Raw genomic sequence first — 15,622 nt, forward strand, 5'->3', positions numbered from 1 at the left:
TTTAGGCGTATAATTTAACCTTTCTTGTGATTTTAACTATGTAGATAACTATGAAACCAGCAACAGCAACCATTGATAGCCAAGCCCTCCGCCATAATATTCGCCTGATCAAATCTTTTGCACCAAAGCAAAAATTATTGGCGATGATTAAAGCCAATGCTTACGGGCAAGGCTTATTGCCGGCTGCCGGTACATTAGCGGATATGGTTGATGGCTTTGGGGTTGCCCGTTTGCGTGAGGCCTTAGAAATTCAAGAAACCGGCTACACAGGCAAAATTGTGTTAGTTGAAGGTTTTTTCGACCGAGAAGAGTTGCTCAAAACGCTTTCTCGTAAGTTTGATACCGTGATTCATAATCTCGAACAACTGGAATTACTCGAGCAAGTAGCAAAAGAATGGCAGGCAGAGCAACAAAAAGGCTTTTGGGCTCGTAAAGCCAAAATCTACTTCCCGATTAATATTTGGCTAAAAATCGACACCGGAATGCACCGTTTAGGCATTCACCCGGAACAAGTCGATCATTTTGTTGAACGTTTGAAAAATTGTGCGTTGGTTAATTCAATCAGCTTTGTCAGCCATTTTAGCCGTGCCGATGAACTCGATTGTGGCTACACCGAAAAACAAATTTCAGTATTTGAGCAAGCTACGCAAAAATATCACGATCACGCCCGCAGTATTTCCGCCTCAAGCGGTATTCTTTATTGGAAACAGGCTCATTATGATTGGGTTCGCCCGGGTATTATTATGCACGGCATTTCTCCCCATTATACGCCGATTACCGATTTAGGTTTTAAACCGGTAATGACGCTTTCGTCTTCCCTGATCGCTGTGCGTACCCACAAAGCCGGCGAGCCGGTCGGTTATGGTGGAGCTTGGGTAAGCCCTAAAGATACCAAGCTCGGCGTGATTGCAATGGGCTACGGCGATGGCTACCCCCGCAATGCTCCAGAAGGCACACCTGTGTTGATTAACGGCAGAATAGTGCCAATTGTCGGTCGGGTTTCGATGGATATGCTGACGGTCGATTTAGGTGCAGAGAGCCAAGATAAAGTGGGCGATAAAGCCATTTTTTGGGGAGAGCAACTATTGATTGAAGATGTGGCGAAACACATTGGCGTGATTAGCTATGAGCTGATTACCAAGCTCACCCCTCGCGTGATTTTTGAATATAAATAAACAACAAGCGGTAAAATTTTCAACAAATTTTACCGCTTGTAGCTTATTCAAGATCGAAAATATTATTTCGCACAACTGCAGGTTGCCACTTTTTCTTCAAAACGGCGAGCTGCTTCGTCCCAGTTTACCACGTTCCAGAATGCTTTAATGAAATCCGGACGGCGGTTTTGGTAGTTTAAGTAGTAAGCGTGTTCCCAAACGTCTAAGCCTAAAATCGGGTAGCCTGAAACGCCAGCTACTTCTTTGCCCATTAATGGGTTGTCTTGGTTTGCAGTTGAAACAACAGCTAATTTGCCGTCTGCCGCCACTAACCACGCCCAGCCTGAACCGAAACGCGTTGTTGCTGCTTTTTCAAATTCTGCTTGGAATGCTTCAACCGAACCGAAATCACGTTCAATCGCTTCTTTTAATGCACCTTGTAATGTTGTGCCTGTTTTTAAACCTTTCCAGAATAAAGTGTGGTTTACGTGTCCGCCCACATTATTACGCACTGCGGTACGTTTTTCTTCAGGTACTTGGCTTAAATCTTTAATTAACTCAGCCGGGCATTTTTCTAATAATTCGGGGTGAGCTTCTAATGCAGCGTTGGCATTATTGATATAGGTTTGATGATGTTTAGTATGGTGAATTTCCATTGTTTTTGCATCAAAATGTGGCTCTAATGCGTCATAAGCGTAGCCTAATTCTGGTAATGTGTATGCCATAGTTAATTCCTTTTTCAAATAATTAATAGGTTAATCAGAGTCAAACTCTGATTACATTCTAGCAAGAAATCGGCAAAAAATGCATATTTTTTTGATCTAGAACAAAATTATTTCACTATCTATTTAGAAAGGTTCCTAATCAAATTCTTGCTTTTAATTGTTTTATATAGAAAGACAAAGAAATTTAAAAAAATGTGGTGAAAAACAGCGTTAAGCCCATTGACAAAGGCATTATTTTCACGCATTCTTGAACCGTTATTCACTCTCTTGACCGAGATTCCGCCAATGAATTGTTTTAATATGATGACAACGATTATTACCACCATTATGTCACCAACATAGTGCGGGTTTTAATTGGCTGAAATAGTGAAAGAATAAACCGAAAACCCGCTACAAGCGGGTTTTTTTGTATAAAAATTTACAAATAATTTATCAGGAGTAACTATGCGAGTTCTTAAATTTGGAGGCACTTCCCTTGCCAACCCTGAACGCTTTATGCAAGCGGCAGAGATTATCGAAAAATCCCACTTGGCAGATCAAGCTGCCGGTGTATTATCTGCCCCTGCCAAAATCACTAATCACCTTGTTGCTATTGTAGATAAAGCGATTGCTGGTGAATCATTTCAATCTAATCTTTCCGAAGCTACCGAGATTTTCCACAACATCATTAACGGCTTATATGCTGCAAATAATCACTTTGCTAAAGAAGCACTATTAGCCTTAGTGGACGCGGAATTAAACCAAATTCAACAAGTGGCGGCAGAGTCAGCTCAAACCAAATCGTTGTCAGATAAAATTGCTGCCACCATTCACTGCCGGGGTGAAAAACTCTCTATTGCGATGATGCAAGCGTGGTTTGAGGCAAAAGGCTATGAAGTCACTCGCATTGATCCGGTTGAAAAATTATTGGCTCACGGCAGTTATTTGGAATCTTCGGTCGATATCGCTGAATCCACCAAACGAGTTGATGCAGGTTCAATTCCAAAGAAAAATATTGTTCTCATGGCTGGTTTTACCGCAGGTAATGAACAAGGCGAACTGGTGTTATTAGGGCGTAACGGTTCAGATTATTCTGCTGCTTGTTTAGCAGCGTGCTTAAAAGCCGATGTGTGTGAAATCTGGACGGACGTAGATGGCGTTTACACCTGTGACCCTCGTTTAGTGCCTGATGCAGTATGCTTAGAAACAATGAGCTACCAAGAGGCAATGGAGCTTTCCTACTTTGGGGCGAAAGTGATCCACCCTCGCACCATCGGGCCTTTAGTGCCACTCAATATTCCGTGTTTAATCAAAAATACCGCCAATCCGGAAGGAAAAGGTACATTAATTGATGGCAATGTGGCAAACGATAATCTCAAAGTAAAAGGGATTACCAACCTTGATAACGTGGCGATGTTCAACGTTTCAGGTTCAGGAATGCAAGGAATGGTGGGTATGGCCGCCCGAGTGTTCTCAACGATGTCGAAAGCCGGTATTTCGGTAATTTTAATTACCCAATCATCATCAGAATATAGCATCAGCTTCTGTGTGCCGGCAAAATCAGCAGAAAAAGCCTTAGCTGCATTAAATGTTGAATTTGCACAAGAGTTATCTGAAAACTTACTTGACCCGATTGATATTATTAAAGATTTATCTATTGTTTCGGTGGTTGGTGATGGTATGCGTACCGCTAAAGGGATTGCTGCCCGTTTCTTCTCTGCCCTTGCTCAAGCTAACATCAGCATTGTAGCAATTGCACAAGGTTCATCAGAGCGTTCCATTTCTGCTGTCGTGCCGTTAAATAAAGCGATTGAGGCAGTAAAAGCAACTCACAAATCGCTATTTAACAGCAAACGTGTAGTGGATATGTTTTTAGTCGGTGTAGGCGGTGTCGGGAGCGAACTCATCGAACAGGTCAAACAGCAAAAGGAGTTTTTGGCAAAGAAGGACATTGAGATCCGTGTATGTGCGTTAGCCAACTCGGATAAAATGTTACTCAACGAAAACGGCTTGAATTTAGACAACTGGAAAGAAGATTTAGAAAAAGCAATTCAGCCGTCAGACTTTGACGTATTGCTTTCTTTCATCAAATTCCACCACGTGGTAAACCCGGTGTTTGTAGATTGTACTTCGGCACAATCGGTGGCAAACCTGTACGCACGAGCCTTAAAAGAAGGCTTCCACGTTGTGACACCAAACAAAAAAGCTAATACTTCAGGTTATGATTACTACTTAGAAATGCGTGAAAATGCCCGTCAAAGCCAGCATAAATTCCTCTACGAAACTAATGTAGGGGCTGGTTTACCGGTAATTGAAAACTTACAAAACCTATTAGCTGCCGGTGATGAAGTGGAAAAATTTGAAGGGATTTTATCCGGTTCGCTCTCTTTCATTTTCGGCAAATTAGAAGAAGGTTTAACCCTTTCGCAAGCAACTTTAATCGCCAAAGAAAAAGGCTTTACCGAGCCTGATCCACGAGATGATTTATCCGGTGCAGATGTTGCTCGTAAACTCTTAATTCTTGCTCGTGAAACCGGCTTACCGCTTGAATTTGACGACATTGAAATTGAAGGTGTATTACCAAAAGGCTTCTCGGAAGGAATGAGCCGTGATGAATTTTTACAAGTGCTACCTTCATTAGATGCTGAATTCAGCAAACGTGTTGAGGCAGCTAAAGCGGAAGGCAAAGTATTGCGTTATGTAGGTTCGATCACCGGTGACAAGTGCCGTGTTGCCATTGAAGCCGTGGACGAAAACCATCCGCTTTACAAAGTAAAAGACGGCGAAAATGCTCTTGCCTTCCTCACTCGCTACTACAACCCGATCCCACTGTTATTGCGTGGCTATGGTGCAGGCAATAGCGTAACCGCTGCCGGTATTTTTGCCGATATTCTGCGTACCTTACAAGGGGGGGTAAACTAATGGTATTACGAATTTATGCCCCTGCCTCCAGTGCCAATATCAGCGTAGGTTTTGATTCACTCGGGGCGGCAATCTCCCCGATTGATGGCTCTCTACTAGGCGATGTAGTTCAAATTGAAGAATCCGAGCAAGTTTTTGAACTGGAAAGTGCCGGTTACTTTGTTCGTAAGCTACCAAAAGAGCCACAAAAAAACATCGTTTACCAAGCCTATGTGCTATTTAGCGAACGGCTAAAACTGCGTGGCGGTGTTGTGAAAAACTTACGCCTAACGCTGGAAAAAAATATGCCGATTGGCTCAGGGCTTGGCTCAAGTGCTTGTTCTATTGTTGCAGCATTGGTCGCACTCAATAAATTCCACGATGAACCCTTCTCCAAAATGGAATTACTGGAAATGATGGGCGAATTGGAAGGCAGAATTTCAGGTTCAATCCATTACGACAACGTTGCCCCTTGCTATTTAGGTGGCTTGCAATTAATGACACAATCGCTCGGTAATATTTGCCAACCGTTGCCATTCTTTGATGAGTGGTATTGGGTGCTTGCCTACCCGGGCGTGGAAGTATCAACTGCTGAAGCCCGTGCTATTTTGCCGAAAAGCTACACTCGACAAGATATGATTCAGCAAGCTCGCTACTTAGGCTCTTTCGTCCACGCTTGCCATACACACCAAGATATCTTGGCTGCTACAATGATGAAAGACCTAATTGCTGAGCCTTACCGTGAAGATTTACTGCCGAACTTTCCGACTGTTCGTCAAGGCTGTAAAGACTTAGGTGCGTTAGCGGTCGGTATTTCAGGTTCCGGTCCGACAATGTTTGCGATAGCCCCTGATCTCGAACACGCTCAACGTTTAGTGAGCTATTTAGAGAAAGAATATCTACAAAACAACGAAGGCTTTATTCATATCTGTAAAGTCGATAATCAAGGAGCAAGAGAGCTGAAATAGCCCTCTCGAACAACCATATCACTAAATAACTTAAAGGACTGACTCCAATACCACTTGGAGCAGCCCTTTTTAATTAATTTTTTGAAAAGTCTATTACTTATAAACAACCGAAGGCTATGCCTTACGCCAAATTGTACCGTTTGGCGTGTCTTCCAGTACGATATTCATCGCTTTGAGTTTATCTCGTACTTCATCTGCAACTGCCCAATTTTTGGAGGCTTTGGCTTCGTTGCGTTGTTTAATTAATGCTTCGATTTCTGCTGCTTCATCATCATTCGCATCACCTTTTAAAAACGCATCAGGATCTTGTTCCAATAAACCTAGCACGCCCGCTAGCTCTTTTAAGCGAACAGCTAAACTATTGGCTTTTGCCATATCTTCGGTTTTGAGCTTGTTCAACTCACGCGCAATTTCGAATAATACTGCTAATGCCCCCGGAGTGTTGAAATCATCGTCCATTGCGGTTTTAAAGGCTTCTACATAGTGTTCACCACCGATGGATTCGCCCGACACATCACAACCACGCAGAGCGGTATATAAACGCTCAAGAGCCGAACGGGCTAAATCAAGGTTATCAATACTGTAATCTAATAACGAACGATAATGGGCGGTTAAGAAGAAATAACGTAACGATTCAGCATCGTATAAGCCTAACATATGGCGAATGCTGAAGAAATTGCCCAACGATTTTGACATTTTTTCTTTATCAATGGTGAGCATTCCGGTGTGTAGCCAATAATTGACATAATCGCCACCGTGAGCACAGCAAGATTGTGCGATTTCGTTTTCGTGATGCGGGAACATTAAATCCGAGCCACCGCCGTGAATATCAAAATGTTCGCCCAATTCTTTGCTGTTCATTGCCGAACATTCAATATGCCAGCCTGGTCTGCCGTTTCCCCACGGGCTTTCCCAGCTTGGCTCACCGGCTTTCGACATTTTCCACAAAACAAAATCCATCGGGTTTTTCTTGATTGATTTAATTTCTACCCTTGCACCGGCTTGTAGTTGTTCTAAATTTTGGCGGGATAACGCACCATATTTTTGGAACGATTCCACATCAAACATCACATCGCCATCGGCTGCGACATAAGCGTGTCCGTTGTTAATCAGTTTTTCTACCATCGCAATAATTTCAGGAATATGCTTGGTGGCTCGTGGCTCAACGTCCGGACGAAGAATATTTAACGCATCAAAATCTTGGTGCATTTCAGCAATCATTCTATCGACTAATTCATCGCAAGTTTCGTTATTTTCTAAGGCACGTTTGATGATTTTATCGTCCACATCGGTAATGTTACGCACATAACGTAAATTGTATCCTGAATAACGTAAATAACGGGCAATCACATCGAAAGAGACAAAAGTGCGACCGTGCCCAAAATGACAAAGATCGTAAACCGTTACGCCACAGACGTACATTCCCACCTGATTTGGGTTAATCGGCTTAAATTCTTCTTTTTCACGTTTTAGGGTGTTATAAATTTTGAGCATAAAGTCCTCTTGTGTAACATTCAGTAACTAATGAGGCTAAGTATAGCGAATAAGCGGTCTGATTTTGAGATTTTTTTGCAATTTGGCCTAAACTTTTTAATAATAGCGAGCGAAATTTATTTTCCCCTCCATTTTTATTTATAAAGGAACATAGAATGATTACATTACACACTAATTTTGGTGACATCAAAATCGAATTAAACTTTGAAAAAGCCCCGATTACTGCGAAAAACTTTGAAGATTACGCTAAAGAAGGTTTTTATAACGGCACGATTTTCCACCGCGTGATTGACGGCTTTATGATTCAAGGTGGCGGAATGACGGCAGGTATGGCTGAAAAAGCAACTAAAGCTCCGATTCAAAATGAGGCTGGTAATGGTTTAAGCAATAAACGTGGCACAATCGCTATGGCTCGTACTTCTGATCCGCATTCTGCCTCATCACAATTTTTCATTAATGTGGCGGATAACACTTTCTTAGATTACCGCTCAAAAGAGATGTTCGGTAAAACCGTGGTGCAAGAGTGGGGCTATGCGGTATTTGGCGAAGTGGTAGAAGGTATGAACGTAGTCGATAAAATCAAAGGTGTGAAAACCGGCAATAAAGGCTTCCACCAAGATGTACCGGTTGAAGATGTGGTGATTGAGTCTGTAACCGTTGCCTAATTTCCCAAATTAGCCTACAAGCGGTTGGTTTTTCGCCATTTTTTGCATTTCTCAGCGTTGCAAAAAAGTGGCAAAAATCGACCGCTTGTTTATATGAATTGATATAGCCAAATAATCAGGGGCATTGTAAACACACAGAGCAAGGTGGTTACGCCATAAATTGCACTGGCTTTTTTAGCATCTTGCCCATAAGCCACCGCCATTTGGGTTGCGGTTGCAGCAGATGGGCTAATAGTCGCTAAGAACGTAATCATTACCACTGTTTTTCCATTCTCGATCCAGCTCGCAAAACCGCCGAGTTTAATCACCGCTAACAAAATCAGCGGAATAAAAATCAAGCGGAGAAAAGCCACCAAGTAAATGCGTTTATCGGTAATAATCTCTTTAAATGGAATTGCTGCAATTAACATCCCTGCCACAAGCATTGCTAAAGGCCCTAACATATGCCCTAAAGTTGAGAGCGTGTTTGCAAGCGTAGCGGGCAGTTTGATATGTAGCAAAAACAACATCATACCAATCACAATCGCAATAATGTTGATATTAAAGATCATCTTTCTAAACGGCACATTGCCTTTGCCACAAATCAGCAGCCGTAAGTGAGACCAAAACAACACATTTTGCACCACAATAAAAGCCGTTGAATAAATCACCCATTCATTGCCGAACAGGGAGGCAACAATCGGAATAATTAAGTTGCCGGAGTTGGAATAAATAGCGGTGGCTTGTTCTATGTTGTCTAATTTCAACGCTCTTTTGAGCAGCCAACCAAGCAGAATTAACAAGCCGTTTAATAAGACGGAGATTAAAAATGCCAGATACAAGCCGTTTAGTATTTCGGTGGTGTCATCTACTTGAAAAGCAGTAATCAGCATTGCCGGGCTGATAATGTAAAGTCCGATAACCGAAATCGGATAACTGTGTTCCGATTTGAGTAATTTGGTTTTAACGATGAGGTAGCCGAGCAGCACCATCAGGGTTAATTGTAGAATTTTATCGGCTAATAAAAGGGCTATTTCCATTATCGATTAAGAGCGAGTCTCTCTTCTCCTGCATAAATGGTCGCTTTGCCTTTGCGGGCAAAAGCAAGTAAGGTAAATTGATTTTCACGAGCCATATTCACTGCCATTTCAGTGGTCGCTGAGATGGCACACAGCATTTCAATGCCGATGGCTAAGCATTTCTGCACCATTTCAAAGCTAGCACGACTAGTTACAAACACAAATCCAATCGGAAAATCAGCTTTGGCATACCAACCGATTAATTTATCCAACGCTACGTGTCTGCCTACATCTTCACGAATAGCAAGCAGTTTTCCATCCGGGGTAAAAAATGCAGCGGCGTGGCTTGCACCGGTTTCTTTCGATAAGAATTGAGCATTTTCTAGCTGTAATAAACAATCCTCTAAAATCAGTGGATTGACGTTCTGTAAGCGGTTATTTTTCTTAACAATTTTGCAACTTTGATTAACCTGCTCTAATTGCTCTACACCGCAAATACCGCAACCTGTTCTACCTGCCATTGAGCGGCGTTTATCTTTTAATGCAACAAATTGGCGGCTCGATATTTCAAGCTGAATTTCTACTCCATTTTCTTGTTCAATTACATCTAAACCATATAATTCCGATGGGGCATTTAAAATCCCTTCCGCCAATGAGAATCCTAAAGCGAAGTCCTCCAAATCAGCCGGTGTTGCCATCATTACAGTATGAGAAATACCGTTATATACCAAAGCAACCGGCACTTCTGAAATTAAATTCTCTTCATCATCTTTTTGTTTAATACTATTAGTTGATAATGATAATTTTTTGGCATTTATTTTTGTGATCTTATTCACAATATTTATCTCTCACTTGACTAAAAAGTAGTTTATTTTGTTAAAAAGTTGTATCATTAAATTATTTAAATTTGGTTTACATCAAATTAATTTAAGATTTCATCTATTTACCAAAAAAAGAGTATGTTCATTTCCTTTTATTAGGAGGAAAATGATACACCTCTTAGATCAATTTATTAAATTAATTTTGATCAAATTTTGTTTTATTTCTCACATTAATGTGATTTGGAGTGATTATGCAGATCTCAAGACGTAAGTTCTTCAAGGTCTGTGCAGGTGGAATGGCTGGGACTTCTGCTGCAATGTTAGGTTTTGCACCGGCAACAGCATTAGCTGCACCTCGTGAGTATAAACTCTTGCGTGCAAGAGAAACTCGTCAAACCTGTACTTACTGTGCCGTTGGCTGCGGAATGCTGATGTATTCCTTAGGCGACAACTCAATGAACAGCAAAGGAAAATTAATTCACATCGAGGGGGACCCTGATCATCCGGTCAGCCGTGGGGCGTTATGTCCGAAAGGCGCAGGGGCATTGGATTATGTAAACAGTGACCGCCGTGTGCATTATCCGGAAGTACGTGAAGCCGGTTCAAGCGAGTGGAAACGTATTTCGTGGCACGAGGCAATTGAACGTATTGCCCGCCATATGAAAAATGACCGTGATGAGAACTTCGTCACCCACAATGAAGCAGGGCTGGAAGTAAACCGTTGGATGACGGCAGGTTTCTTAGCAGGTTCAGCGTGTAGTAACGAAACCGGTATCGTCACCCAGAAGTTTATCCGCTCTCTCGGTATGATTTTTACCGACAACCAAGCGAGTATCTGACACGGACCAACGGTAGCAAGTCTTGCTCCATCATTTGGTCGCGGTGCGATGACCAACCACTGGGTTGATATTAAAAACTCTGATTTAGTGATCGTTATGGGCGGTAACGCAGCCGAAGCTCACCCTGTGGGTTTCCGCTGGGCAGTTGAAGCGAAAAAACAGAACGGTGCGAAGTTAATGGTGGTCGATCCACGCTTTAATCGTAGTGCTGCGGTGGCTGATATTTATATGCCATTGCGTCCGGGTACGGACATTGCGTTCTTGTTGGGTGCGGTAAACTACCTGCTTAAAAACGACAAAATTCAACACGAGTATGTGAAGCATTACACCAATGCCACATTCTTGATCAACGAAGGTTTCAAATTCGAAGACGGGCTTTTCACCGGCTACGATGAAGCCACTCGTACCTATAAAGACAAATCCACTTGGGCTTATCAGTTAGATGAACAGGGTCAGCCAAAACGGGATATGACCATGCAAGATCCACGTTGTGTGATCAATATGCTCAAAGACCACGTTTCCCGCTATACGCCTGAAATGGTAGAACGCATTACCGGTACGCCCCAAAAAGATTTCCTGATTTTCTGTGAAGAGATTGCGAAAACCTCAGCGCCGGATAAAGCCGCCACCTTCCTCTATGCCTTAGGTTGGACACAACACACCGTGGGCGCACAAAATATTCGCTCAATGGCGATCATTCAGTTGCTGTGCGGTAACATTGGTGTCTCCGGCGGTGGGGTAAACGCACTGCGTGGTCACTCTAACGTACAAGGGATTACCGACTTAGGCTTGTTCCCACATATGTTGCCGGGCTATATCCGCCTGCCAACCGAAGCGGACGCAACCTTAGAAAGCTACTTAAATGCGATTGCACCGAAAACCTTAGTGGTAGGACAAGTGAACTACGGGCAAAACAACCCGAAATTCGCTGTGAGTATGCTCAAAACCTTCTATGGCGATAAGGCAACCAAAGAGAACGAGTTCGGCTATCACTATTTACCGAAATACCCGAAAGGCGGTACGGATCACTTTCGCTTTATCGAGCAGATGTACCAAGGCAAAGTGAACGGCTATTTCTGCCAAGGTATGAACCCGATTGCCTCTTACCCTAACTCGCAGAAGTTAATTAAAGCGTTGAGCAATTTGAAATATTTAGTCATTTTTGACCCGCTTATTACCGATACTTCTGAGTTCTGGAAAAATCACGGTGAGTTCAACAATGTGAACCCATCTGAAATTCAAACCGAAGTATTCCGCTTGCCGACCACTTGCTTTGCGGAAGAAGATGGTTCAATTGCGAACTCCGGTCGCTGGTTACAATGGCACTGGAAAGCAGCAGATGCGCCACACGAAGCAAAACCGGACGTGGATATTCTGTCTGAAATCCGTGCCGAACTAATCCACCTTTATCATAAAGAAGGCGGAAAAGCACCGCTTGAACCGTTAGAAGCGATGACGTGGAACTATATGAACCCGTTAGAACCGAAACCGGAAGAGATCGCCAAAGAAAACAACGGTTATGCGTTGGAAGATCTCAAAGATGCGGACGGCAACATTATCGTGAAAAAAGGCGAACTATTATCCAGCTTTGCACAAATGCGTGATGACGGCACAACCTCTGGTGGTTGTTGGATCTACTGCGGTCAATGGACTCCGAAAGGTAACCAAATGGCGAACCGTGATAACTCCGACCCATCAGGCTTAGGTAACACCTTAGGCTGGGCATTCTCTTGGCCGGTAAACCGCCGTATTCTATACAACCGTGCATCGGCAGATTTAAGCGGTAAACCATGGAACCCGAAACGCCAATTAGTTAAATGGAACGGTAAAAACTGGAACTATGTGGACGTTGCTGACTATGGTACAGCACCACCAAATAGCCCTGTGACACCATTTATTATGCAACCGGAAGGGGTATCTGGCTTGTTCGTGCGTGAACGTATGCAAGACGGCCCATTCCCTGAGCATTATGAACCGTTTGAAACCCCAATCGGCACTAACCCGTTGCACCCGAATGTGATCAGCAGTCCGGTGGCACGCATTCTGCCGAGCGATAAAGCGGATTTAGGCACTAGCGATGAGTTCCCTTATGTCGGTACAACTTACCGCTTAACCGAACACTTCCACTACTGGACGAAAAATGCCCTGATTAACGTCATTGCTCAACCGGAGCAGTTCGTGGAAATCGGCGAGAAACTTGCCGAAGAGAAAGGCATTAAAAATGGTGACAAAGTGCGTGTTTGGTCTAAACGTGGTGAAATTAAAGCCGTTGCCGTGGTGACTAAACGTATCCGTTCATTGGTCTCTGACGGCAAACCAATCCACACTATCGGTGTGCCGATCCACTGGGGCTTTGCGGCTACAACCGGTGCGAAAAAAGGCTATTTTGCCAATAACTTAACCGTGCGAACAGGTGAACCAAACTCAAATACACCTGAATCGAAATGTATGTTATTAAACATTGAGAAAATTGTGGGGGCTTAACCGATGAGTACAGTTCAAACTCAAGACATTATTAAAATCTCCGCAACCTCGGCGCTGACACCGGCGCCGCAGGCTCGTTCGCACCAAGTGGAAGTAGCGAAACTGATCGATGTCACCACTTGTATCGGCTGTAAAGCCTGCCAAGTGGGCTGTTCAGAATGGAATGACATTCGCTCCGATGTAGATGCAAACTGTGTCGGCGTGTACGACAACCCTGCGGATCTGAATGCGAAAGCGTGGACAGTAATGCGCTTTAACGAAGTAGAAGAAAACGACCGTTTAGAATGGTTGATCCGTAAAGACGGCTGTATGCACTGTGCCGAGCCGGGTTGCTTGAAATCTTGCCCATCACCGGGTGCGATTATCCAATACGCCAACGGTATTGTTGATTTCCAATCCGACAAATGTATCGGTTGTGGCTACTGTATCGCAGGTTGTCCGTTCAACATTCCTCGTATGAATCCGGACGATAACCGTGTTTACAAATGCACCCTGTGTGTGGATCGTGTCAATGTTGGTCAAGAACCGGCTTGCGTGAAAACCTGCCCGACCGGTGCAATCCGCTTCGGTAGCAAAGAAGAGATGAAGTTCTATGCAGAACAACGCATTGCTGATCTGAAATCTCGTGGCTATGAAAATGCTGGCTTGTACGACCCTGAAGGCGTTGGCGGTACGCACGTAATGTATGTATTACATCATGCCGACAAACCGGAGCTTTATTCAGGCTTACCGAAAGATCCGAAGATTGATACCACAGTAACCTTATGGAAAGACGTTTTAAAACCTGTGGCGGCAGTAGCGTTGGGTGGTTTAGCTTTAGCAGAAGTTGCACACTATATTACCGTTGGGCCAAACGTTGAGGAAGATCTTGAAGAACACCACCATAGCGAAAATGCAGAAGGAGGCAAACATGAGTAAGAAATTTGAAATCACGAACGATACCAAAATCGTTCGTCATAAGCCCTTAGCTCGTGTTAGCCACTGGTTCTTAGTAATCTCGTTTTTTATGACGATGTTTACCGGTGTGGCATTCTTCTTCCCTGACTTTGCTTGGCTTACCGAGATTTTAGGTACTCCACAGATTGCCCGTGCAGTCCACCCATTTACCGGGATTATAATGTTTATTGCATTTATTATTATGGCGTTAATATATTGGCACCATAATATCCCTGAGAAAAATGATATTCGTTGGGCAAAAGGCATTGTTGAAGTACTAAAAGGTAATGAGCATGAAGTTTCCGATAATGGAAAATACAATTTGGGTCAAAAATTACTCTTTTGGACTCTTATTCTTGCGATGTTCACTCTTTTAGCCACAGGGATTATTATGTGGAGACAATTTTTCTCTCACTACTTCTCGATTCCTATGCTAAGAATTGCAATTTTACTTCATTCAGCAAGTGCATTTATGCTATTTACCGGAATTTTAGTACATATGTATATGGCATTCTGGGTAAAAGGCTCAATCAGAGGTATGGTTGAGGGTTGGGTTACCGTTCGCTGGGCAAAAAAACACCACCCAAGATGGTACCGTGAAGAAGTGCTACCTGAATTAGAAAGACAAGTAGCTGAGCAAAATAATAAATAACCTCAAGTGCGGTATTATTACCGCACTTTTATTTTATTGGTTTAAAAAGAATATTATGAGTATCAAAATACTACCTCAAGATGATATCAAACAAGCAGCTAGTTCATTTCAACAACCCGAGCTCTTATTTGCTAATCCCAAAAATCTGTATTTACGCCGCGCTAAGCGGCTACGTGAATTAGCCAAGCAAAACCCATTCGGTGAATATATGGAGTTTTCTGCTAACCTCGTGGACATTCAATTAGCATTACTTGAAAGCCAGCCAATTGCAGATTATTCTCAAAAAATAACCGCTTGTGTAGAGCGCACGCAAGGAGAAACACCGCTAAATGCACAGAATTTTCAGCGTACTGATGAATGGCGGACACTACTCTTAGCTATTATTGAGAAATTCAAGCCTTATGCAAATAATACTGTTCTTGCAACAATTGAAGTATTGGAAAAGGCAGCTAAGTCAGAGCTAGACACACTTGCTGATAATTTGCTAAATGAACGATACGAACTTGTGGGCGCAGATAAAGCTGTCTTTATTTGGGCTGCTCTCTCACTTTACTGGGTACAATTAGCTCAACAATTACCACGTAATTCTCGTGCAGAAATAGGCCATAAACATTTATGTCCGGTATGTAACTCAGCACCTGTAAGCAGTGTGATTCATTTCGGTGAAGCTCAAGGGTTACGTTATCTACACTGTTCTTTATGTGAAAGTGAATGGCATGTAGTACGTACAAAGTGTACAAACTGTGATGAAACCGGCAAACTGGATTATTGGAGCTTAGATACAGTAGAAGCAGCAGTTAAAGCTGAAAGTTGTGGCGACTGCCATTCCTACTTAAAAGTACTCTATCAAGATAAAGACGTGAATGTGGAACCTGTTGCTGATGATTTAGCAACTCTATTCTTAGATTCCGAGATGGAACAAAAAGGTCTTTCAAGAAGTGGGATAAATCCATTTTTATTTCAAGTAGAGTAACTCATTTACAACAAAAACGGAGCATGACGCTCC

12 protein-coding genes are annotated in these 15,622 nt (G+C 42.9%); 8 read left to right on the forward strand and 4 right to left on the reverse strand.

From position 1 onward, the window contains the following. Nucleotides 1-50: 50 nt before the first annotated feature. Nucleotides 51-1,175, forward strand: coding sequence for an alanine racemase (alr, locus tag EL242_RS10440; RefSeq protein WP_126302531.1), 1,125 nt, complete (start codon nt 51-53; stop codon nt 1,173-1,175). 62 nt (nt 1,176-1,237) lie between these two features. Here the strand turns inward: alr and sodA are convergent, their stop codons facing one another. Continuing rightward, entirely contained in the window at nt 1,238-1,879 is a 642-nt protein-coding gene (gene sodA / locus EL242_RS10445; RefSeq protein ID WP_126302532.1) for a superoxide dismutase [Mn], read from the reverse strand. Between the two features lie 444 nt (nt 1,880-2,323). Here sodA and thrA point away from each other — a divergent pair, with 444 nt between their 5' ends. Then, a complete protein-coding gene (gene thrA / locus EL242_RS10450; protein WP_126302533.1) occupies nt 2,324-4,780 on the forward strand; it encodes a bifunctional aspartate kinase/homoserine dehydrogenase I in 2,457 nt (818 codons plus the stop codon). After that, nucleotides 4,780-5,727, forward strand: coding sequence for a homoserine kinase (thrB, locus tag EL242_RS10455; RefSeq protein WP_126302534.1), 948 nt, complete (start codon nt 4,780-4,782; stop codon nt 5,725-5,727). Before thrA ends, thrB begins: the two co-directional genes overlap by 1 nt. Before the next feature lie 114 nt (nt 5,728-5,841). Here the strand turns inward: thrB and cysS are convergent, their stop codons facing one another. Further along, a complete protein-coding gene (gene cysS / locus EL242_RS10460; RefSeq protein WP_126302535.1) occupies nt 5,842-7,221 on the reverse strand; it encodes a cysteine--tRNA ligase in 1,380 nt (459 codons plus the stop codon). Between the two features lie 155 nt (nt 7,222-7,376). Here cysS and EL242_RS10470 point away from each other — a divergent pair, with 155 nt between their 5' ends. Further along, nucleotides 7,377-7,886, forward strand: coding sequence for a peptidylprolyl isomerase (locus tag EL242_RS10470; protein ID WP_126302537.1), 510 nt, complete (start codon nt 7,377-7,379; stop codon nt 7,884-7,886). An 89-nt stretch (nt 7,887-7,975) separates the two neighbouring features. Here the strand turns inward: EL242_RS10470 and EL242_RS10475 are convergent, their stop codons facing one another. After that, the gene (locus EL242_RS10475; protein ID WP_126302538.1) at nt 7,976-8,905 is read right to left on the reverse strand and encodes an AEC family transporter; all 930 of its coding nucleotides are present in this window, start codon (nt 8,903-8,905) and stop codon (nt 7,976-7,978) included. Next, nucleotides 8,905-9,720, reverse strand: a complete 816-nt coding sequence (gene fdhD / locus EL242_RS10480) for a formate dehydrogenase accessory sulfurtransferase FdhD (RefSeq protein WP_126302539.1) — start codon at nt 9,718-9,720, stop codon at nt 8,905-8,907. Before fdhD ends, EL242_RS10475 begins: the two co-directional genes overlap by 1 nt. A gap of 236 nt (nt 9,721-9,956) precedes the next feature. Here fdhD and fdnG point away from each other — a divergent pair, with 236 nt between their 5' ends. Genes fdnG through fdhE form a run of 4 tightly spaced genes read left to right on the forward strand, consistent with a single transcriptional unit; the run spans nt 9,957 to nt 15,589 of the window. Continuing rightward, complete coding sequence (gene fdnG / locus EL242_RS10490; RefSeq protein WP_145962133.1) at nt 9,957-13,028, forward strand: formate dehydrogenase-N subunit alpha; 3,072 nt, start codon at nt 9,957-9,959, stop codon at nt 13,026-13,028. 3 nt (nt 13,029-13,031) lie between these two features. Continuing rightward, nucleotides 13,032-13,946 carry a formate dehydrogenase subunit beta gene (fdxH, locus tag EL242_RS10495; protein ID WP_126302542.1) on the forward strand — a complete coding sequence of 305 codons (915 nt, stop codon included), beginning with the start codon at nt 13,032-13,034 and terminating at the stop codon, nt 13,944-13,946. Then, on the forward strand, nt 13,939-14,616 hold the full coding sequence (locus tag EL242_RS10500; RefSeq protein WP_126302543.1) for a formate dehydrogenase subunit gamma: 678 nt from the start codon (nt 13,939-13,941) through the stop codon (nt 14,614-14,616). Before fdxH ends, EL242_RS10500 begins: the two co-directional genes overlap by 8 nt. 55 nt (nt 14,617-14,671) lie before the next feature. Further along, nucleotides 14,672-15,589 (forward strand): formate dehydrogenase accessory protein FdhE, encoded by a 918-nt coding sequence (gene fdhE, locus EL242_RS10505; RefSeq protein WP_126302544.1) that lies wholly within the window; start codon nt 14,672-14,674, stop codon nt 15,587-15,589. Nucleotides 15,590-15,622: the final 33 nt, after the last annotated feature.

Source organism: Mannheimia haemolytica (genome assembly GCA_900638155.1).
In the GTDB taxonomy this organism is placed as follows: domain Bacteria; phylum Pseudomonadota; class Gammaproteobacteria; order Enterobacterales; family Pasteurellaceae; genus Mannheimia; species Mannheimia glucosida.